Source organism: Brucella sp. IR073, from assembly GCF_049065735.1.
Classification (GTDB): domain Bacteria; phylum Pseudomonadota; class Alphaproteobacteria; order Rhizobiales; family Rhizobiaceae; genus Paramesorhizobium.
Genome location: NZ_JBAKHD010000010.1, coordinates 72808 through 94828 on the forward strand (window position 1 = coordinate 72808; position 22021 = coordinate 94828).

The window sequence follows — 22021 nt, forward strand, 5'->3', positions numbered from 1 at the left end:
CATGAACGATAGAGCGGCGGCGGAGGAACGCCTGGGCGGGCGTGGGCGGGTGACGGAAATATTTTCCGCTTTCCTGAAACTGGGCCTTACCTCCTTCGGCGGCCCGATTGCGCATCTGGGCTATTTTCGTGACGAGCTGGTGGTGCGCCGCCGCTGGATCGATGAGAAAATCTATGCCGATTTGGTGGCGCTCTGCCAGTTCCTGCCCGGCCCGACATCGAGCCAGACCGGCTTCGCGCTCGGCCTCATGCGCGGCGGCCCGCTTGGCGCGCTCGCGGCATTTACGGCTTTCACCCTGCCTTCGGCGGCGCTGCTCATTCTCTTCGCCTATGGCGCGGATCTGTTCGGCGGGCCGGTTGGTTCGGGGATCATACACGGGCTCAAAGTGGTTGCCGTGGCCATTGTCGCACAGGCTGTGTTCGGCATGGCGAAGACCCTATGCCCGGACAGGACCCGCGCCGGAATCGCGCTTGGCGCCGTGCTTGTCGTGACATTAGTAGCGGGATCGTTCGGACAGATTGCCGCCATCCTCCTCGGCGCGCTTGCCGGACTTGTGTTGTGCCGTGTTTCCGGCGAAACCGCCGGAGGGCATATCCGTTTCCCGGTCTCGCGCGTGGCGGGGGCGCTGTGTCTCGCGGCGTTTTTCGCCTTGCTTATCGGCCTGCCGCTTCTGGCCGGGATCGTTTCGAGCCAGGGGCTTTCGGTTTTCGATGCCTTTTATCGCGCGGGATCTCTGGTGTTTGGCGGCGGCCATGTCGTGCTGCCGCTGCTCGAGACGGAGGTGGTGCGCTCGGGATGGGTGGCTGAAAGCCGGTTTCTTGCCGGCTATGGCGCAGCGCAGGCTGTGCCGGGGCCGCTCTTTACCTTCGCCGCCTATCTCGGCGCGGTCCTCAATACGGAGCCCAATGGGCTCTGGGGTGCAATGATCGCACTTGCCGCCATTTTTGCGCCCGGCTTCCTGTTGCTTGTCGGGATCATCCCCTTCTGGGATGCGTTTCGCGGCAAGGCGGGTGCAAAGGCGCTGATGCGCGGCGCCAATGCGGCGGTCGTCGGTATTCTCGGCGCGGCGCTTTATAATCCTGTCTGGACCAGCGCGATCACCGGGCCGCGGGAATTCGCGCTGGCGCTCACCTGCTTCGTTCTGCTCATGGCGTGGAACTGCCCGCCATGGGCCGTCGTTCTTATCGGCGCAGCGGGTGGTGTGTTGATATCGGCTTGAGGAAAGCGCCCGGCAGGGGCGCTTTCCGTTTTTGTCTCAATCCCGTCAGGCCGCCGCGGCTGCGGTCACTCTGGTGCGTACGCCAAGCCCGATCATCAACGCCGCTGCCAGCAGGAGGCTGCCGCCCGCCGTGAAGACGCCGGTCGCGCCGCCCGCGTCGAAGATGACGCCGCCGAGCCCGGCTCCGGTAGCAATCGCGAGTTGGAAGGCGGCGACGAGGAGGCCGCCTCCGGTTTCCGCCTCATCGGGGACGGTACGGGTGAGCCAGGTCGACCAGGCAACCGGCACGGCACCGAAGGCGAGACCCCAGAGGGCGATCATCGCAGCGGCGGGAAGCGGCGCGCTGCCGGCAATGGTCAGGCCCAGCCCGAGAATGCCCATCATCAGCGGCATGGTGAAAAGGGTAAGGCGCAAATTCCGCTCCAGCATCATGCCGCCCAGATAGGTGCCGAGAAAATTGGCGACGCCGAACCCGAGGAGGATGGCGGAGATCGAGGCGATGCCGACGCCGGTCACCGTCTCCAGGAAAGGGCGGACATAGGTGAAAAGCGCGAAATGCCCGGTTATTTCCAGCGTGAGGGCGAGCATGCCCAGCCCGACGCCGGGGCGCAGCAGCACGTCAACGAGCGTACGCAGCCGGGCCGAGCCGGTCGGCGCAAGCGAGGGCAATGCGGCGAACTGGACGATGAGCGTCAGCACGCCAAGACCTGCCGCGATGAGGAAGACGCCGCGCCAGCCCATGGCCTCACCGAGCAGGCTGCCGATGGGCGCGGCCAGCACCGTGGCTGCGGAGACGCCACTGAAGAGGATCGACAGCGCGCGGGGAATGAGCGCTTCGGGCACAAGCCGCATGGTGATTGCCGCAGCCATGGTCCAGAACCCGCCAAGGGCGATGCCGAGGAGGACGCGGCCCGCGATCAGGATGGGCAGGCTGGGCGCGAAGGCGACCAGAAAATTGGATATGATCAAAAGGACCGAGAAGGCCATAAGCACGTGGCGGCGATCGAAGCGTCGCGTCACCGTCGCGACCAGCAGGCTTGTGACAAGGGCGACCATCGCCGTCGCGGTCACGGCTTGCCCTGCCGCGCCTTCCGTTACATGCAGCTCCGCCGCCATCGGCGTCAGCAGGCTGGCGGGAAGGAACTCCGCCGTAACCAGGCCGAACACGCCGAGCGTCATGGAGGCGACCGCCGCCCAGGCCGGTTTTTCCCGGGCCGGCGCGTCGCCAGATAGGGATGGTGGTGTCCATTCGTTCATGGAAGAAACGTCCTTTCTGAAGACAGTGGACAATATGAAGGCCGGGGACGAACGATTAGCCGCATAAATTCGATTGCTTCTATGCAGGAAGGATATAAATCCGCCTTGGATCTCTATCCTTCGTCGTCGCGGTCCCCGTCCGATATTGTGCGTCGCAACAAGGATAGGATGGACATTTCGGACTTTCTATGCCAACAAATCCGGAATGATTGATCAAAAGTCCGAAACTCGCTCTGCCTTACGCCCGCAGCCTTCGCCTGATCTCATCAGCGAACTGCTCTTGGGCATGCGCCTCAACGGCATTCAATACCGGCGGATTCAGATGTCCCCGCCCTTCGGCATCAGCTATGGCGAGGCGGAGGGAAGGGCGCAGTTCCATTTCGTGGCGCGCGGCCCGGTGATCGTGCGCACGGCAGCGGGAACCGTGCAGAAGCTCGATTCGCAGGATGCGGTGCTTCTGCCGCGCGGCGGGCGGCACGAACTGCTCTCCGCGCCGGATTTGCCGAGCCGCGACATCGTCACCTATGAAGCGGTTCCGCTTTGCGCGACGGTCGGTGCCATCAAAGCTTGCAAGGAAGAGACCTGCCGGTCGACGGATGCTGTGATCTTCAGCGGCTGCATGGATTTCGATCTGGGCGCCATGCATCCGCTCGTCTCGCTCATGCCCGAGATGATGCATGTCGGCACGCTGCTCGGGCGGCAGCCGGAAATATTGCCGATGCTCGAGGCCATGGAGCGCGAGGCGCGGATGGAGCGCGCGGGCTATGCCGGAATTCTGGCGCGGCTGGCGGATGTCGTCTCCGCGTCGATCGTTCGCGGCTGGGTGGAATGCGGCTGCGGCGATGCGACGGGCTGGGTCGATGCGCTGCGCGATCCCAAGCTGAGCCGCGTCATCGCGGCGCTGCACCGCGATCCGGGCCGCGACTGGACGGTGGCAGAACTGGCGGCGGAAATGGGCACCTCCCGCTCCGTCTTCGCCGAGCGCTTCCTGGAAGTCACCGGCATGACGCCGGTGCGGTACTTGACGGAACTGCGCATGCGCCTCGCCGCGCAATGGATCGGGCGCGAAAAGCTCCCCATCGAAAGCGTGGCGCATCGCCTGGGCTATGGGTCGCAGGCGGCGTTCAGCCGGGCCTTCAAGCGGGTGGTCGGCCATTCGCCCGGCATGGTCCGCGCGGCCTCTAGCAGGGCAGAGCAGCATTTATGAGTAAAAAGCAGATTGCGATCATCGGCGGCGGTCCGGCCGGGCTGATGGCGGCGGAGGTCCTGTCCGCGCGGGGCTATGGCGTGACGGTCTATGACGCCATGCCGACCGTAGGGCGAAAATTCCTGTTGGCGGGAAAATCGGGCCTCAACATCACCCATGCGGAGGAACACGAGCGGTTCCTGACTCGCTTTAGCGCGGCTTCCGAACGATTGCGCGCCGCGCTCGATGATTTCACGCCTGCCAACATCCGCGCCTGGGCGGCAGGGCTCGGCATCGAGACCTTCACCGGGTCGTCGGGCAGGGTCTTCCCAACGATGATGAAGGCCTCGCCACTTTTGCGCGCCTGGCTGGCGAGGCTGGCAGGGCAGGGGGTGACGATCCTCACCCGCCATCGCTGGCAGGGATTTGCGGACGAAGGCTGCATTTTCAGCACGCCGGATGGCGAGAAAATCGTGAAGAGCGACGCGGTGCTCTTGGCGCTTGGCGGCGCGAGCTGGCCGCGGCTCGGGTCGGATGGCGCTTGGGCGTCCCCGCTCAGGAACAGGGGCGTGGAGGTCAACACGCTTCGCCCCGCCAATTGCGGTTTCGATGCCGGCTGGACTAACAATTTCGCGGAGCGCTTCGCCGGCGCGCCGGTGAAATCGGTGCTAGCGACCTCGGACGCAGGCACGATTTCAGGCGAGTTCGTGGTGACGCTAGATGGCATCGAGGGCGGTCTTGTCTATATGCACGCCGCAGCCTTGCGCGATCGGCTGGAAAAGGAAGGCAGCGCCGCGCTCCATCTCGACCTTACGCCGGACCGCACGCGTGACCGCCTCGCGCGTGACCTTGCCCGGCAGGGCGCGAAGACGAGCTTCTCCAACCGCTTGCGCAAAGGGGCAGGGCTCGAAGGCGTCAAGGCGGCGCTGGTGCGACAAGTAATGCCTGAATCCACGGGTTTCGATCCTGAACATCTCGCCCGCATCATCAAGGCGCTGCCGGTTCCCGTTCTGCAACCGCGCCCCATCGAGGAGGCCATTTCCTCGGCGGGCGGCATCGTATGGACGAGCATCGGCGAGGATTACATGCTGAAACCGCTTCCGGGCGTGTTCGCCGCCGGGGAGATGCTGGATTGGGAAGCGCCCACCGGCGGCTATCTCCTGAGCGCCTGCCTCGCCACGGGCAAGGCCGCCGCGCGCGGCATTCAAGCCTGGCTGGAATCTGCCGCCTCACCGCCTTAATTCCGGCTTGTCTTAAGCGTTTGCTGCGCTTCTGGAGGAAACATGAAGCTGATCCTCTCAAGCGCGGCCCTGACGGTTTTTTTGGCGCTCGGCAGCGCAGCCGCCGCCGTGCCGGCGAATTTTCTCTTTCTGGACTCCGGCGCTCTTGAAGGCGCACGGACACTTCTCAACCGTCCCGATATCGGCGGCGCGCAGGTCGTTTACACCTGGAAGTCGCTGGAACCGGCGAAAGGGAAGTATGATTTTTCGCATATCGAGAGCGATCTTGCCGCTGCAAATGCTGTGCATAAGAAGCTTTTCATCCAGATACAGGACCGTTTCTTTTCGCCCGGCGACCGGAATATTCCCGATTATCTCCTGACGGACCCGCAATATGGCGGCGGTCTCGTAGCGCAGACGGATAAACCCGGGATGGGAGCGCCTGCGCAAGGCTGGGTGGCAATCCAATGGAACCCCGCGGTACGCGAACGCTATCAGGCGCTTTTAAAGGCGCTGGCCGCGAAGTTCGACGGCCGGGTGTTCGGCATCAATCTGCCGGAAACGGCTGTGGATATCGACCAGAAACACGACAAATCCGGCTTCAGCTGCGATTCTTATTTCAACGCGGAAATGGCGAACCTGAAAGCGGCGAGAGCTGCCTTTACCAAATCACATGTCGTGCAATATGTGAATTTCTGGCCATGCGAATGGGACAACGATCATGATTATATGGGCCGCATTTTCGCTTATGCGGCGGCGCACCGGATCGGGCTTGGCGGACCCGACATCGTGCCCTTCCGCAAGGCGCAGATGAAGAATTCCTATCCCTTCTTCCATCGCTACAAGGGCAAACTCGACCTTGCCGCCTTTGCCGTGCAGCAGCCGACGCTGACCTACACGAACCCCAAAACCGGCAAGCGCTTTACCAAGGATGAGTTCATCCGCTTCGCCGACGATTATCTGGGAGCGGATGTCATCTTCTGGAGCCCTTCGACGCCATGGCTGGGGAAGTAGTCGCCAGTTTTTAGAGCATTTTTTAAACGGAAGCGTTAGCGGGACAGTACCCCCTCTGCCCTGCCGGGCATCTCCCCCTCAAGGGGGGAGATTGGCTGACGCTACCCTCCGCCTTCACTCTGCGACGTTTGCGATTGGCACCGCACATTGATGAAGGCCAATCTCCCCCCTTGAGGGGGAGATGCCCGGCAGGGCAGAGGGGGGTTGCCTCGCGATTCCGTCAAAACACAATTCCGCAACTCTCGTCACCACCCTCCCGGGGGCGCGGCACAATATCTCATCTTTTGATGTTGGTCATTCCGGTCGCGGGCCTTAAGAATGCCGCGCATTGCGGAGTGACAGGAATTGACCGTTTTCGACATGACATGGCTCCTGGTGGACCTTGTCCTCTTGGGATTCGTTGTTTACACCGGGCTGAAATACCGTCAGGCCCGGCGGAACCTGAATTCCCGTGAAGCCCATTTGCGGCTGATCCTCGACACGGTGCCCGACGCCACCGTCGTGATCGATATGCGTGGCATTATCATGTCCTTCAACAAGGCGGCGATCCGACAGTTCGGCTATACGGAAGCCGAGGCGATCGGCCAGAATATCAAGATTCTCATGCCGGAGCCCTATCAGGCCCAGCATGACGGCTATATCGATCGTTATCTCAATACGGGTGAGCGCCGGATCATCGGCATCGACCGCATTGTTGTCGGACGGCGCAAAGATGGCTCCACCTTTCCGATGAAGCTCGCCGTGGGCGAGATGAAGACCGGCGGGCAGGTGTTCTTCACCGGCTTCATCCGTGATCTCACCGAACGCGCCGAATCCGAGGCGCGGCTTGAGGAAATCCAGGGCGAGCTTGCCCGCCTCGCGCGCCTCAACGAGCTGGGCGAAATGGCCTCGACGCTCGCCCATGAACTGAACCAGCCGCTTTCCGCAATCGCCAATTATGTGCAAGGATGCATCCGCCTCTTGCGGAACATGGACGACGCGCTTGCCTCCCGCATGCGCGAGGCATTGGAAGAGACCGCACGGCAGTCCTTACGCGCCGGTCAGATCATCCGTCACCTGCGCGAGTTCGTCACGCGCGGCGAAACCGAGAAGAAGCCGGAGGACCTTCACAAGCTCATTGAGGAGGCGGGCGCGCTGGCGCTGGTGGGATCGCGGGAGCTGGGGGTTAGGACGATCTTCGATTTCAAGGCGGAGCAGACGCTGTTCCTGGTCGACCGGGTGCAGATCCAGCAGGTGCTGATCAATCTGATGCGCAACGCCATGGACGCGATGAAGGAAAGCTCGCAGCGCGAGTTGGTGGTGCGCACCGAGCCTGTCAGCGAGGGCGAAGTCATGGTGGAAATCTCCGATACCGGCCCCGGCGTCTCGGAGGAAATCGTCGCACAGCTTTTCCAGCCCTTCGTCACCACCAAGCCGGGCGGCATGGGAATAGGGCTATCGATATCGAAAAGGATCATCGAGGCTCATGGAGGAGAGCTGACGATGCGGCGCAATGAGAAGGGAGGGGCGAGCTTCCGCTTCACTCTCCCTGCGGTCAAGGAGCGGGCAGGCCATGAGCAGTGAAGTTGTGATCCATATCGTCGATGACGAGGAGGCGGTGAGGAAGTCGCTGGCGTTCCTCCTGACGGTTTCGGGCTATGCGGCGCGCGTCCACGCCTCGGCGCCAGCCTTCCTCGCCATCGCGAAGGAATTGGACAATGCCTGCCTGATCACCGATTTGCGGATGCCCGAGATGAGCGGCCTCGATCTCCTGCGCCGCCTGCGCGAGGAGAATGCGATGCTGCCGGCAATCGTCATCACCGGCCATGGCGACGTGCCGATGGCGGTGGAGGCGATGAAGGCGGGCGCGCTCGACTTCATCGAAAAGCCGTTCGAGGATGAAGTTCTGCTCGAAGCGGTCGGCCGTGCGGTGACCGAACTGGAAAAGAAGCCGCGCGACAGCGACACGGCCGCCCGCATACGCACGCGCTTCGACCTGCTCACCGAACGGGAGCGGCAGGTGATGGAGGGCATCGTCGCCGGGCTTCCCAACAAATCCATCGCCTACGATCTCGATATCAGCCCGCGGACGGTCGAGGTGCACCGCGCCAATGTCATGAGCAAGATGCAGGCCCGGAACCTGCCGGAGCTGGTGCGGATGGTGCTGGAAGTGCGCGAGGGTGGGTAGGGTATTTAGTTTTTAGATGGAAGCGTTGGCGGGACAGTAACCCCCCTCTGCCCTGCCGGGCATCTCCTCCTCAAGGGGGGAGATTGGCTGACACGACATTCCGCCGCTCATTCTGCAGCCCTTGCGATTGATGCCGTGCGTCTATGAAGGCTAATCTCCCCCTTGAGGGGGAGATGCCCGGCAGGGCAGAGGGGGTTGCCCCGCGATTCCGTTTCAAATTGCGCAAGAACACCGGCGCGCAAACTTTGATTTATCGCAAGGCGGGTTTGGGTTGCGTCTGGACATGATGTCGAATGGCGCATTCCCAGCCAAACCAGGACATTGCCTTGCTGATCGGTACCACCATTCTCGTCGTCGCGGCGGATTCTGCTTTCCGGCAGTCGCTGGGCTTCGTTCTCGAAGCGGAGGGGCATCGCGTCGAGGTGGCGGGGCAATTGCCGCATCCTGATGACATCATCCGCTATGGCTGCATCGTCGCCGACGACCGCGCCGTGGCGGCGAAGCCGGGCGACCTGCCCGCGCTTTCCACGCTGGGGCGGCCCGTCGTGCTGCTCGTCAACCACGCCGAAGGTACCCTTGTGGGCCATCCCGTCCGCCTGGTGGAGAAGCCGCTTCTCGGGCGCACGCTGGTCGAGGCGGTGCGTCATGCGCTGGGCGATGGCGAGCCACAGCATGATGCGTAGAAGCTGCGGACTTCCAAGACCATGCGGCGAACTGTCTAAGTAGTATCCCGTACGGGCATAACCGAATTTCTTCGCGCGGCGATCCGGGCCACTGATGGGCCACCCAATCGGAGGTTCCAGGATGCTTGCTTACAGCGAAACCGCTTCCAGACAGATGCCCAAGCCCTTCGTGGCCGCGCAACCGCATCAGCTGCTCTTCTATTCGCCGAACAAGGAGATTTACGCGCAGGGCGAGCGGGCGACCGCGCTCTATCAGGTGGAGTTCGGAGCCGTCCGCATCTATCGCCTCCTCTCGGACGGACGCCGCCAGATCAGCGCTTTCCACCTGCCGGGTGAAGTGTTCGGGTTCGAGTCCGAAGGGCATCACCGGTTCTTCGCCGAGGCGCTGTGCAATTCGGCCATCCGGGTCCACCGCATGCCCGTCGAGCCCGACCTCTCGGGCAATGTCCTTTCGGCAGCGGTGTCGGCGCTGGTGCGGGCGCAAGAGCATCTTCTCGTTATCGGTCGCCAGAACGCCGCCGAGCGCGTGGCCGCCTTCCTTCTCGATATGGCCGACCGGCAGGGCGGGGTGCCGCAGGTGGAGCTTCCCATGTCGCGCACCGATATCGGCGATTATCTGGGCCTGACCATCGAGACCGTCTCGCGGGTTTTCTCCAAGTTCCGCCGCAGCGGCCAGATCCGCCTTGACGGCGCGCGCAATGTAATCATCGCAAGGCCGGAGGCGCTGAAGGCGATGTGCGCCTGAGCGCGGCTCTTACTCTGGATTTCTGACCGCCTATCCCATAAACTCCGCCGCAACGATATGGAGGGGTTTATGGGCTTTACGGATGTTTTCGCGCGCTTTGTGGCTGTGGTGGGCGATGCGGCGGTCTATCTGCGCCACCGCAAGGACGGGCCGAAGGTGCAGGCTTTCGGCACCGCGCCGGCCATTCCTCCCGCCAAGCCGCAAGGAATCCCGACGCTGAAAATGCCGACCGCCAAGGGCTGGGCGGAGCATGAGACGCCGGTGGCCGCACCCGGCCTCAAGGTCAACGCCTTCGCGCGCGGCTTGAAGCATCCGCGCTGGATCCATGTCCTGCCCAATGGCGATGTGCTGACGGCGGAGGCCTTGAGCACGCCGGGCGGCATACGCTCGGTCTTCGACTATGCGCAATACAGCACCATGAAGCGAGCTGGCGCGGTGGGCGAAAGCGCCAACCGCATCACGCTTCTGCGCGACGCTGACGGAGACGGCGTTGCCGAAACGCGCGAGACTTTCCTCGCCGGCCTCAACCAGCCCTTCGGCATGGCGCTGCTGGGCGAGACATTCTATGTCGGCAATACGGATGGCGTCGTAGCGTTCCCGTACAAGTCCGGCGAAACCCGGATTACGGCCTCCGGCAAGAAGCTCAACGAACTGAAGCCCGGCGGCCACTGGACGCGCAGCCTGCTGCCGAGCCCTGACGGCAGGAAGCTCTATATCGGCGTCGGCTCGCTCAGCAATATCGCCGAAGAGGGCATGGAAGCCGAGGAGGGGAGGGCGGCGATCCATGAGCTCGACATCGAGACCGGCAAGACGCGCATCTTCGCCAGCGGCTTGCGCAACCCGGTCGGCATGGCTTGGGAGCCGGCGACGAAAACGCTCTGGACCGTGGTCAATGAGCGCGACGGGCTGGGCGACGAGACGCCGCCCGATTATCTGACCTCGGTTGAGGAGGGCGGGTTCTATGGCTGGCCCTATTGCTATTGGGGCCAGACGGTGGACGACCGCGTGCCGCAGGATCCTGCTTTGGTCGCCAAAGCCATCCGGCCGGATTTTGCGCTGGGCGGCCATACCGCTTCGCTCGGTCTCTGCTGGATGCCGGCGGGCACGCTGCCCGGTTTCCCCGACGGCATGGTCATCGGCCAGCACGGCTCCTGGAACCGCAGCACGCTTGCCGGTTACAAAGTGGTGTTCGTGCCGTTCGAGAATGGCCGTCCGTCCGGACCGGCGCGGGATATCCTCACCGGCTTCCTCTCTGCCGACGAGAAAGAATCCCACGGCCGCCCGGTCGGCGTGACCATCGGCCCGGACGGCTCACTGCTCGTCGCCGACGATGTGGGCGACGTGATCTGGCGGGTGTCGGGGGAATGACCGGTTAGAGCGCCATTTTACGGCGTTGCCGGCAGATAGTCCCGGAACCGGCTTTTCTGCAATTCGGCGCTGGCTTCCTCGGGGCTCAAGGAGGCGAGGCGGGCCAGGACGCCGATGGCACCGGCGAGGAGCTGGCGTTCGGCATCGACGAAGGTGGCGTTCTCGGGGAGATCGGCGGCAAGCTCGATGGTGGCGCAGGGGCCGAATTCGGTGCCATCTCCGGCGGAGAGCTGGAGCCGCACCACGCCGCTTACCGTCATGCCATCGGAACCTTCATGATGCCGCAATCCGGAAACCTGTACATCGGTAATCGAGCGGTTGCTGTAATCCATGCCGAAGGGCCTCCTCTGCCTGTCTCCACCCCGCCCCTTAGAGTTGTATGAACGAATCTTGGAAACATCTCCCGATGTGAGGAGCGGGTCAAGTGCGAATTGATGCGCCCCTATTTCCCATCCACGGCCTCGCCTCCTTGACCTGCCACAAATTCGCCAAACTATCCCCAATTTCTTGCCAATTTACAGAGAATGCGAATATACTTAAATATAAGATGTGGGCGGGGAATCGGTTTGCCAGGGGGCGGCCGGTTCCGAAGTGGCAACCGGGGCGGTTCAAAATAAAGTGACAACGGCAAATCAGGTATCGTCCAGTTCCGTCGAGGGCCGGGGCAAGGCTGGTCTCAGCCGCGACATTGCGGTTCGTGCGATGGACATGGACGAGAAATCGCCGGCAAAGCTCAAGACCGAGCTCTCCCGTTATAATGCGAAGAAGGTGCAGTCTTTCATGCGCGAAAATCTTGCGCGGAAGCTGACCGTGGCCGATCTCGCCGAGATCTGCGATCTTTCACCCAGCCATTTCATCAGCGCTTTTACCGAAACCTTCGGGCAGGCGCCCTATGGCTATCTCCTGAATCTGCGCCTCGCCTATGCCGAAAGGCTGCTCGCCCAGCGCGACATGCCGATCGCCGAGGTCGCCTATTTGAGCGGCTTCTCCAGCCAGAGCCATCTGACCACGGCGATGAAGAAGGTGAAGGGGAAAACCCCTTCCGTGATCCGCGGCCGGAAATAGGGCGGCGGCTCAGCGCTTCGGGCGAGGATGGCCCATCAGGGCTTCGTACTCCATGTCGGTCAAGCGCTCGATGGCCCGCAACTGCGCCGGAATGTCCATCCGCTCATGCAAAACCGCAGCGATTACGAAGGTTGCATCGTCAACCGCTATGTAGGCTGCATAGTGATGCTCGATCTTGTAAAGCCGAAATAGCGAATTCCCGGCGCGCTCGTCTTTCCTGTTCTTTACACGTTGATGCGCTTCTGGAATGCGGTCAAACCCGGCTCGAAGCAAGCGGCCATATTTCTTTGCCTGTTGGGGAGACCATTTTCGGGCCGTTTCCCTGATGGCAAGACGATAGTTATCCAGCGCGGTCGGTAAAATATAGACATGAGCAGCCACTAGCGCAGCTCTTCGTCCAGTTCCGCGTCAACTTCGTCCAGAGCCGAAAGAGGCATCATCTCTCCGCGCCGGAATTCTTCTTCTGCCCGTAACAGCGAGCGAATGGCATAACGGCGGTCTTCCTCGCGCGCCATGTCTTCGCGGATAAGCGCGCGTATATACTCGCTCGGCGTGGTGTATTGGCTTTTCCCATTGGCGCGCATATCGACGAAAGCACGCATTTCGTCGGGCAAACTCACATGCAGGCTGCTGGCCATGGACCCATCTCCTTATCGGGATATTGATCGAAGTGTCCTCCACCGGGGGTTCTATGTCAATATTTGACATCCGCCGTTCCTCCGGCCTCCCACCCATCCCAAACGCTTCCTCGCAAATTCTTGCCCCTCTATTAACCTGTTGTTAACGCCGCCTTTCGTTCGAACTCCCTTTTTCAGTTAATGCTTATGAAAACCATAGGATGTTGAAATACAGCCCGGCGCAAATCAGTCTTTTCCTACCCCTTGATTGACTATCCGATGCTCGAGAAGCCTCGGCCGGAAGCGAATCGGGCGGCAAGTGGCGGCTGCCTGGGTTTGGACGGCCCTTTGCAGGAGGTGACGCGGGTCTCGGATGGGTTCGCATTCGAGGGGATCGCTCATGTTTCACTTTGCCCTGCTGCCGACGATGGTGCGCCGTTTCAAGCCCGCCATTGCAAAGCAAGCCTTCATGCCTGCCATGGCGATGCTGGCTGCTTTCGTCTCCGTGAGCGATGTGAATGCTGCGGAAGCTCCGGCGCAGGCATGGCCGTCGAGCATCGCGGGCGTCGGCTCCACAGTCGGCTCCACCCGCACTTTTACGTGGGGCAGTAGTCCTTACGGCGACCCGGGCGTCAGCGCCGTCCAGACCATCACATCGGTTTCCGGTACGGCTCAGTCCACTAATTGTCCGTTCATGGGCGGCGCGGCGGTCGCGTCGAATTTGAATGCCTATGATAACGTCGTCACATATTTCGAACCGGATTTCACCGCCGCCGGGCTGATGGCGAATGGCTGTGTGGTGGGCGGCAACGGCTTCGTTTCAAATCTCGTCTTCAACAAGCCGCTGATCGCACCGATCTTTCATGCCTATAATCTCGATGCCTCGCGGATGGTGGTCACCGGCACCACCACATCAGGCGCGGCGGTCGGCCTCCAGACAATCGTCAAGAATGCCTACATGGATGTCTCCGGATCGACGTTGAACAACGTCCTCCAGACTTCGACCGTCAATGGCTGCGGCGCGAGTGCGACAGACACGATCCATGGCGCTTGCGGCTCGTTCCGCCTGACCCCGGCTTCGGGCCTGGTCAAGTCGCTGACGATGAACCACAATTCCAATCCTGCTGCCGGTACGCCCGGCGCGGCGGGCACCAATGACGGCATGTCTTGGAGCATCTCCTTCCCGACCGCGCCGCTGACCAAGCAGTTCAGCCCGGCCACCATCGTTGCGGGCCAGACGAGCCAGCTCACCTTTTCGATCACCAATCCCAACCAGTCGACATCGGTCACGCTGACGCCGCTCGATTTCACCGACAATCTGCCTGCGGGCATGACGGTTGCCTCGGATGCTTTCACGACCAATGGCGCCTGCGGAAGCCTCTCGGTCACTGATGGCGCGGGCGGGGCGCTGGCGGAAGGCGCGACCGCGATACGCGCGTCCAATATCAGCGTCGTGTCAGGGGCCACCTGCACGATCACCGTCCCGGTCAAGGCCGATGCGGCAGGCAGCTATACCAACGACGCCAGCAACATGTCGTCCAGCGTCGGCAATCTGGTGCCGGGCGGCAGCGCCACGCTGACGGTGACCGAGACGAAGGCCGATCTGTCCATCACCAAGGACGATGGCGTTACGACCTATACGCCGGGTCTCGATGCAAGCTACACCATCGTCGTCAGCAATAACGGGCCGGAAGATGTCATCGGCGCGAAGGTCAACGATCCCTTGCCTGCGGGCTTTACGGGCATGTGGACCTGCGGAAATGCCACTGGCGGCGCGGTCTGCGGCGCGGCGAGTGGTAATGGTTCGCTCGACACCACGGCGGATCTGCCGGCAGGCAGCTCCGTCACTTATGCGTTCAGCATGGGCATACCGGCGAGCTATAGCGGCGCGCTGACCAACACCGCCACGGTGACGCCACCGGAGGGCGTTACCGACACTGATACCACCAACAACACCGCCAGCGATACGGACACGGTCGCGCCCCCGCCGGTTTCGGGCGCGTGCTCTCCGCGACAGGTGGTGCAAGGCGCGACTTTCTCCTTTGCCCCGATGGGCGTCACGGGCACGGTGACAAAATCCGCCCCCAATGGTTTTCAGGATGCCGATGGCATACCCTGGGCCACGAAGGGTGGAGATTACACGCTGACCTGGACGTTCGCCCAGCCTGTTCCGGCGAACTGGATACGGCTCTGGGTCTATGACTATTATGCGGAGCAGTACAAGACCACCCCGGCCTCCGCGCGGATCACACTCGGGTCTGGCGGCACCGCTACGGTAGCCGACTTCGTTCGCACGAGCGGCGAGCTTGCCTATAGCGGCGGTGTGCTGACCTATGTCCGGACCGGGCCGGACCGTCAGGGCGCATTTCTTCAGGGTAATTCCGAGCGGACGGTCAAATCCATCACCCTGACCTCGAGCAATGTATCGCTCAGCGATTACATCGGTCACCACCTCTACACCCGCCCTGCTTGCCTCACCATGGAGAAGGTGAGCCAGAACGGCACGGGCAGCTTCAGTTTCAACATGAGCAATGTGGTGCAGGCGAACGGCGCGGCGGTGCCCTCGACCACGCTGACCACCACGGCTCCCGGCACTGCCGTTGCGTCACCCGCCTATAGTGCGCACCCCGGCACCGCCATGGTGCTGAGCGAGACCGTTCCTGCCGGCTGGAGCCTTGGCTCGGTGGTCTGTACCGACCGGAACGCGGGCGGGACGGGCAATCCGACCGTCATCGGCAGTTTCGCGTCGCCGACGCTTACCGTTCCGGCTGCGAATGTGCGGCCGCAGGCGGATATTCTCTGCCGCTTCACCAACACGTCAGCGACCGACCTCGCCATCACCAAGGATGACGGCGCGGCGGAATATGGGCCGGGCACTGACGTCACCTACAATATAACAGTCACCAATAACGGACCGAGCGCCGTCACCGATGCCGTCGTCAGCGACCCGCTTCCCGCGGGCATCACCACGGCCAGCTGGACCTGCGGCAACGCCACCGGCGGGGCGGTTTGCGGCGCGCCCAGCGGCACAGGCGCCATGTCGACCACGGCGGACCTGCCCGTGGGCGCATCGCTGACCTACCAGATGACGATGAGCGTGCCGGCGGATTTCACCGGCGATCTCGTCAATACGGCCACCGTCACGCCGCCCGCCGCGCTGATGGATTCCGACCCCTCCAACAACAGCGCCACCGATACCAATAAGCCCGGCGAGGCTAAGGTGCGCGTCAAGAAGGAGCTGGTTGGCGAGAGCGTCACCACCAACAATATCGCCGAGCCGGGCGAGGTGCTCACCTATAAGGTGACGATCACCCATGAGAGCGGCATCGCCTTCAAGGATTTCGATTTCATCGAAAACATCCCGAACGGCGCGACCATGACCCGCGTCTCGGGCGCCGATGGCTTCACCGACCCGGTGGCGGGCGCGTCCACGGTGCAATTGCGCGTGCCGGAAGTGCCTGTCGGCGGCACGGCGGAAGTGGAGATCGATCTGACGGTCGCCGCGCCCATCCCGCTCGGCGTGTCCAACATACGCAACCAGATCAGCGGCGGCGATGTGCCGACGGATTGCGCGGAATGCTCGGTATCGACGCCGGTGCCTCCCTATACGCCGGTTTCGCCTCCCACCATCTCCTGCTCGACCGAAGGCGCCTATTTCAACACTGCCTATAATGGCGCGGGCGGCATGAAGGCGAGCGGCACGGACGACTATTGGGAAGTGGCGCTGACGCGTACGGCTGTGACCGGCGCTCCGCCCGCCGGCCTCACCTGGGGCCGCGCCACGGTCGCGTCCACCACGCCGGCCAATTACATCAAGTCGCCTTTCGGCAATGCGAACTGGATTTCGCACGCCGCAAACACTCTGCACGTACCCAACAACGTCAATTACGACATCTTCTATCGCTTCCGTTTCAATCTCGATTCCGCGGTCGATCCGAAGAGTCTCGACCTCAAGATGAACTATTATGCTGACAATGCCGTCTACCAGGTCTGGGTAAATGGCGTCGCGCAGAACATCCGGTCGAATTTCGGAGCGTCGGACCCGTATTTCTACGCAGGCTTCGCCGCCAACGGTGTCGCCGCCGGTTCGATGAACCGCAATTGGAAGACCGGGGCGAACGAGATCATCGTCCATGTGAAGTCGGGTCCGGGCGCTCAGGCGTTCATGGGCCAGATCAGCGCGGGCGCGATCTGCCAGCCGAAGATCACGCTGCGCAAGGAGGTGATCAATGACGGGGAAGGCACTGCCACACCGGCAAACTTCACCCTGAGCGCAACGGGCAAATCGCCGCTCACAAATGCCATACAGGGCGTGGTGGGCGATACCGCCATTACCAATGCACCCGTTCCCGCGGGCACCTACACGCTCGCCGAAGTGAACCAGCCCGGCTATGTCGCGAGCGCCTATAGCTGCGCGGTCGATGGCGGTGCGTCCACGGTTCTCACGAATAACGAGCTGACGCTCGCAAACGGGCAGAACGCGATCTGTACCATCGTCAATGACGACCAGAACCCGTCGCTGACGCTCGATAAGACCGGCGCGTTCAAGAACGACCGCGACGGCGACGGCTTCGTCGATGCCGGTGACACCATCACCTACAGCTTCCTCGTCAAGAACACCGGCAATGTGCCGCTGACCGAGGTGACGGTGAAGGACGATCTCCTCACCCGCGCTGGCGTGACGGTGACGCCGGGGCCGCAGACGCTGCAGCCCGGTGCCGAGGTGACCTTCACTGCCACCTATACGGCCGTTCAGGACGACATCGAGGCAGGCCAGGTCACCAACGTTGCGACGGCCACCGGCAAGCCGCCCGTGGGCGACCCGATCGAGAGCGAGCCCGACACGGTCGTGATGCCTCCCGACAGCCAGCCGGTCGTCAGGGTCAAGAAAGAGCTCATCAACGAAAGCATCAATGCCAACAATGTGGCCGAGGCGGGTGAAGTCCTCACCTACCGGGTGACGCTCACCCATGAGAGCGGCGCCAGCTTCAAGGATTTCGATTTCATCGAAAACATCCCGAACGGCGCGACCATGACCCGCGTCTCGGGCGCTGATGGATTCACCGCTCCGGTGGCGGGTGCGTCCACGGTGCAATTGCGCGTGCCGGAAGTGCCTGCGGGCGGAACGGTCGAGGTCGAGATCGACCTGACGATGGCTGCGCCCATCCCGCTCGGCATCTCGCAGATCCGCAACCTCGTCAGCGGCGGCGACGTGCCGGCGGATTGCACGGAATGCTCGGTGGAAACGCCGACGCCGCCCTATACGCCGCAATTCCCGGAGACGATCTCCTGTACGACGCCGGGCGCGTTCTTCAACACCGCCTATAATGGCGCGGGCGGCACCAAGCCGAGCGGCTTCGATACCTACTGGCAGGTTGCCTCCAACACGACCGGGACGCTGCCCCCTGTTTCCGCTTACTCCGGTGCAACCATCGTCGATAACCCGAACTCGGGATGGGCGACCTCGCCTTACGCCAACGCGCGCTGGATTGCGCGCAGCGCCAACGGCACTCCCAACGGACCATACGACGCCTATTACCGCTATGTGTTCAATCTGGATTCGGCTGTCGATCCGGCATCGCTCAGCCTGAAGATGAACTATTACGCCGACGACAACGTCGTTCAGGTCTATGTGAACGGCGCTGCGCAGGGCATCTCCGCAACCTCGGCCTATGCCACCGGCAGGGGCGCGTCCGGCACGCTCAACAGGAACTTCAAGACCGGCCTCAACGAGATCATCGTCCACACGCGGAATACCGGCGGCGTGGGCGGCTTCATGGCGCAGATCGATGCCGGCAATATCTGCCAGCCGAAGATCACGCTGCGCAAGGAAGTGATCAACGACCAGAAGGGCACCGCTGTCCCCACCGACTTCACCCTGCGCGCGACGGGCAAGTCGCCGCTGACGACCGTCATCCAGGGCAAGATGGGCGAGCCGGCGGTCACCAACGCCTCGGTTCCCTCGGGTACCTTCGTCCTGGGTGAGGACAACCAGCCGGGCTATCTCGCCAGCACCTATAGCTGCGCCATCGATGGCGGCGCGGAGACGATCCTCACCAATAGCGAGTTGACGCTGGTGAACGGGCAGAATGCGATCTGCACGATCATCAATAACGACCAGGCGCCCGAGCTGAAGCTCGAAAAGACCGGCAAGCTCAACGACCTCAACGGCAATAACCTCATCGATCTCGGCGAGACGATCACCTATACGTTCGTCGTCGAGAATGTGGGCGACGTGCCGCTGACCGACGTCACCGTCAATGACGACCTCTTGCAGAAGAACGGCATCACGGTCACGCCGGGCCCGCAGACGCTCGAGCCCGGCGGGAAGGCGACCTTTACGGCCACCTACACGCCCACGCAGGACGATGTCGATGCCGGCAATGTCGTGAACGTGGCGACCGCCACCGGCACGCCGCCCGTTGGCGATCCCGTTGACAGCAACGAGGACACGGCCACCATTCCGCCCGACCGGACGCCGGGCCTGACCATCGACAAGAAGGGCACGCTCAACGACAAGGACGGCGACGGCCTTATCGATCTCGGCGAGACGATCTCGTACACCTTCCTCGTTACCAATACCGGCACGGTCACGCTGACCGATGTCACGGTCAACGACCCGTTGGTCGAGGTCGAGGAAGATCCGGTGACGCTTGCGCCGAAGGGCACGTTCACCTTCCACGGCACTTACACGCCGACGCAGGAGGACATCAACACCGGCAATGTCGTGAACACGGCCCATGCCACGGGCACCCCGCCATCAGGCACGCCCATCGACAGCGAGCCCGACACGGAAACCGTGCCGCCCGACCAGACGCCGCGCCTGATCATCGACAAGGTGGGCTCGCTCAACGACACGGATGGCGACAATGTCATCGATCCCGGTGAGACGGTGAACTACACCTTCACCGTCACCAATACCGGCACCGTGACGATGTCTGATGTCACCGTCGACGATCCGAAGCTGACGGCGGCGGGCTTGGCGGTGGTCGAGACCCCGCAGACGCTGGCGCCCGGCCAAAGTTTCACCTTCCATCTCTCCGGCAGCTATCAGCCGGAGCAGGCGGAAATCGACGCCAACCTCGTGATCAACACTGCGACGGCGACAGGCAACACGCCATCGGGCACGCCCTATCGCAGCGATCCGGATTCGGAGCGGGTGCCGCCCGACCAGACGCCGGGCCTCTCCATAGACAAGATCGGCAAGCTCAACGATCTCGACGGCGACAACAGGATCGATCTGGGCGAGACGATCAGCTACAGCTTCATCGTGCGCAACACCGGCGCGGTGACGCTCACCGACGTCACCGTCGAGGACACGCTGCTGGCCGACCGCGGCATCAGCATCGATCCCGGCCCGCAGACGCTGGCGCCCGGCGGCGTGGTGACCTTCACCGCCACCTACACGCCCACGCAGACCGACATCGACGCGGGCAATGTCGTGAACACGGCGAAAGCCATCGGCAAGACGCCATCGGGCACGCCGGTGGAAAGCGATCCCGACAGCGAGACCGTGCCGCCGCAGCAGACACCCGGCCTCACCATCGACAAGGTGGGCACGCTCAACGACACGGATAATGACGGCAAGGTCGGCCCCGGCGAGACGGTGGATTACACCTTCACGGTGACGAACACCGGTACGGTGACGATGAATAATGTCACCGTCGACGATCCGAAGCTGGCGGCGGCGGGCTTGAGCGTTGTCGAGACTCCGCAGACGCTGGCGCCCGGCCAGAGCTTCACCTTCCACCTCTCCGGCAGCTACCGGCCTGAGCAGGCGGAAATCGACGCGAACCAGGTCGTCAACACGGCCACGGCCACGGGCACGACGCCGCAGGGCAGCCCCTTCCGCAGCGATCCGGATACGGAAACCGTTCCGCCCGCGCAAAATGCCGGGCTGCTCATCGACAAGATCGGCAAGCTCAACGATCTCGACGGCGACAACAAGATCGATCCGGGCGAGACGGTCAGCTATTCCTTCCGCGTCACCAATATCGGCGCCGTGACGCTCAACAACGTCATGGTCGACGATCCGAAGCTGACGGCGGCGGGCGTGACTATCGTGCAAGGCCCGCAAACGCTGGCGCCCGGCGCGAGCTTCGTCTTCACGGCGACGGATTACAGGCCCGTACAGGCCGAAATCGACGCCGGCGAAGTCAGGAACACCGCCACCGCCAAGGGCGTGACGCCGTCAGCTGATCCGGTCGAGAGCAACCCCGACGAGGAAACGGTGCCGCCCGACCAGAGCGCCGCACTGACCATCGACAAGGACGGCCTGCTCAACGACAAGGACGGCGACAACAAGATCGATCCGGACGAGACGATCACCTACACCTTCACCGTGCGCAACACCGGCAATGTCACGCTGGTCGGCGTCACCGTAAAGGACGACCTGCTGGCCGCGCGCGGCATCTCCGTAACGCCGGGTCCGCAGACGCTCGCGCCCGGCGGACAGGCGGTCTTCACCGCCGTCTATACGCCTACGCAGGCCGACATTGACGGCAACATGGTCAAGAACACGGCCACCGCCACGGGTTCTGACCCCGACGGGAACCTCGTCGAAAGCCCCGAAGACACCAGCCAGGTGCCGCCTGACCGCACGCCCGGCATCACCATCGACAAGACCGGCACGCTCCAGGACAAGGACGGCGATGGCCTCATCGATGAGGGCGAGGACATCACCTATACGTTCCTCGTCAAGAACACCGGCAATGTCACGCTAACCGGTGTGACCGTGGACGATCCACTCGTGAAGGTGGTCGAAGACCCGCAGACGCTTCTGCCCGGCGGTACGTTCACCTTCCATGGCTCGTATACGCCCGTCCAGGCGGATATCGACGCAGGCAATGTCAAGAACACCGCCCATGCCATCGGCACGGTTCCGTCAGGCGATACGGTGCGGAGCGAGCCCGATTCCTACACGGTGCCGCCCGACCAGGCGCCGGGGCTCGTTCTCGAGAAGCAGGGCACGCTCAACGACAGCAACGGCAACCAGCTCCTCGATCTCGGCGAGACGATCTCCTACACCTTCACCGTCACCAATACGGGCAAGGTCACGCTCTCGAACGTCACGATCGACGATCCGCTAGTGGCGGTCGTGGAAGGCCCGCAAGTGCTGGGACCGCGCGGAACCTTCGTGTTCCACGGCACCTACACGCCAGACCAGGCCGACATCGACGCCGGCAAGGTGCTCAACACGGCGGTCGCCAAGGGCGTCACGCCTGACAACACGCCCGTCGAAAGCGAGCCCGATTCCTATGAGGTCATTGCCGAGATCACGCCCGGACTGACCATCGACAAGACCGGCACGCTCAACGACCTCGACGGGGATAACCGCATCGATCTGGGCGAGACGATCAGCTATTCCTTCGTGGTGAAGAACACCGGTGCCGTGACGCTCAGCAATGTCACGGTGGAGGACACGCTGCTCGCCGACCGCGGCATCGCGGTGACGCCGGGGCCGCAGACCATCGCGCCGGG

Annotated in this window: 14 protein-coding genes and 1 pseudogene; 11 read left to right on the top strand and 4 right to left on the bottom strand. The window is 62.9% G+C overall.

Annotation, left to right across the window (positions count from 1 at the left end):
* Position 1: 1 nt before the first annotated feature.
* The gene (gene chrA, locus ACOWVG_RS17645) at positions 2–1219 is read left to right on the top strand and encodes a chromate efflux transporter (protein WP_420963647.1); all 1218 of its coding nucleotides are present in this window, start codon (positions 2–4) and stop codon (positions 1217–1219) included.
* Positions 1220–1264: 45 nt separating this feature from the next.
* Here chrA and ACOWVG_RS17650 read toward each other — a convergent pair whose 3' ends face one another.
* On the bottom strand, positions 1265–2476 hold the full coding sequence (locus ACOWVG_RS17650) for an MFS transporter (protein ID WP_420963648.1): 1212 nt from the start codon (positions 2474–2476) through the stop codon (positions 1265–1267).
* Positions 2477–2681: 205 nt separating this feature from the next.
* Between ACOWVG_RS17650 and ACOWVG_RS17655 the strand changes: the two genes are divergently transcribed.
* The 8 genes and pseudogenes from ACOWVG_RS17655 (at position 2682) to ACOWVG_RS17690 (ending at position 10859) form a co-directional block, all read left to right on the top strand.
* Positions 2682–3683 carry an AraC family transcriptional regulator gene (locus ACOWVG_RS17655; protein ID WP_420963649.1) on the top strand — a complete coding sequence of 334 codons (1002 nt, stop codon included), beginning with the start codon at positions 2682–2684 and terminating at the stop codon, positions 3681–3683.
* On the top strand, positions 3680–4903 hold the full coding sequence (locus ACOWVG_RS17660) for a TIGR03862 family flavoprotein (RefSeq protein ID WP_420963650.1): 1224 nt from the start codon (positions 3680–3682) through the stop codon (positions 4901–4903). The genes ACOWVG_RS17655 and ACOWVG_RS17660 overlap by 4 nt, the downstream gene beginning before the upstream one ends.
* A gap of 42 nt (positions 4904–4945) precedes the next feature.
* A complete protein-coding gene (locus ACOWVG_RS17665) occupies positions 4946–5896 on the top strand; it encodes a hypothetical protein (RefSeq protein WP_420963651.1) in 951 nt (316 codons plus the stop codon).
* Positions 5897–6238: 342 nt separating this feature from the next.
* Positions 6239–7459 (top strand): annotated as a pseudogene (locus tag ACOWVG_RS17670) (PAS domain S-box protein); the annotation flags it as partial.
* The gene (gene fixJ / locus ACOWVG_RS17675) at positions 7449–8063 is read left to right on the top strand and encodes a response regulator FixJ (protein WP_420963652.1); all 615 of its coding nucleotides are present in this window, start codon (positions 7449–7451) and stop codon (positions 8061–8063) included. The pseudogene ACOWVG_RS17670 and the gene fixJ, both read left to right, overlap by 11 nt.
* Before the next feature lie 293 nt (positions 8064–8356).
* The gene (locus ACOWVG_RS17680) at positions 8357–8746 is read left to right on the top strand and encodes a DNA-binding response regulator (RefSeq protein WP_420963653.1); all 390 of its coding nucleotides are present in this window, start codon (positions 8357–8359) and stop codon (positions 8744–8746) included.
* A gap of 121 nt (positions 8747–8867) precedes the next feature.
* Positions 8868–9491, top strand: a complete 624-nt coding sequence (locus tag ACOWVG_RS17685) for a helix-turn-helix domain-containing protein (protein WP_420963654.1) — start codon at positions 8868–8870, stop codon at positions 9489–9491.
* Positions 9492–9560: 69 nt separating this feature from the next.
* Positions 9561–10859 carry a PQQ-dependent sugar dehydrogenase gene (locus ACOWVG_RS17690; protein ID WP_420963655.1) on the top strand — a complete coding sequence of 433 codons (1299 nt, stop codon included), beginning with the start codon at positions 9561–9563 and terminating at the stop codon, positions 10857–10859.
* A gap of 17 nt (positions 10860–10876) precedes the next feature.
* On the opposite strand, the gene ACOWVG_RS17695 is transcribed toward ACOWVG_RS17690, so the two are convergent.
* Positions 10877–11191: a hypothetical protein gene (locus ACOWVG_RS17695; protein WP_420963656.1), complete on the bottom strand. Its 315-nt coding sequence runs from the start codon at positions 11189–11191 to the stop codon at positions 10877–10879.
* 286 nt (positions 11192–11477) lie between these two features.
* On the opposite strand from ACOWVG_RS17695, the gene ACOWVG_RS17700 reads away from it, so the two are divergent.
* Positions 11478–11924, top strand: a complete 447-nt coding sequence (locus ACOWVG_RS17700; RefSeq protein WP_420963657.1) for a helix-turn-helix domain-containing protein — start codon at positions 11478–11480, stop codon at positions 11922–11924.
* 9 nt (positions 11925–11933) lie between these two features.
* Here the strand turns inward: ACOWVG_RS17700 and ACOWVG_RS17705 are convergent, their stop codons facing one another.
* Positions 11934–12305, bottom strand: coding sequence for a type II toxin-antitoxin system RelE/ParE family toxin (locus ACOWVG_RS17705; RefSeq protein ID WP_420963658.1), 372 nt, complete (start codon positions 12303–12305; stop codon positions 11934–11936).
* Entirely contained in the window at positions 12305–12562 is a 258-nt protein-coding gene (locus tag ACOWVG_RS17710; RefSeq protein WP_420963659.1) for a ribbon-helix-helix domain-containing protein, read from the bottom strand. Before ACOWVG_RS17710 ends, ACOWVG_RS17705 begins: the two co-directional genes overlap by 1 nt.
* 379 nt (positions 12563–12941) lie before the next feature.
* Between ACOWVG_RS17710 and ACOWVG_RS17715 the strand changes: the two genes are divergently transcribed.
* On the top strand, positions 12942–22021 hold a 9080-nt coding region (locus tag ACOWVG_RS17715), incomplete at its 3' end, for a DUF7507 domain-containing protein (protein WP_420963660.1).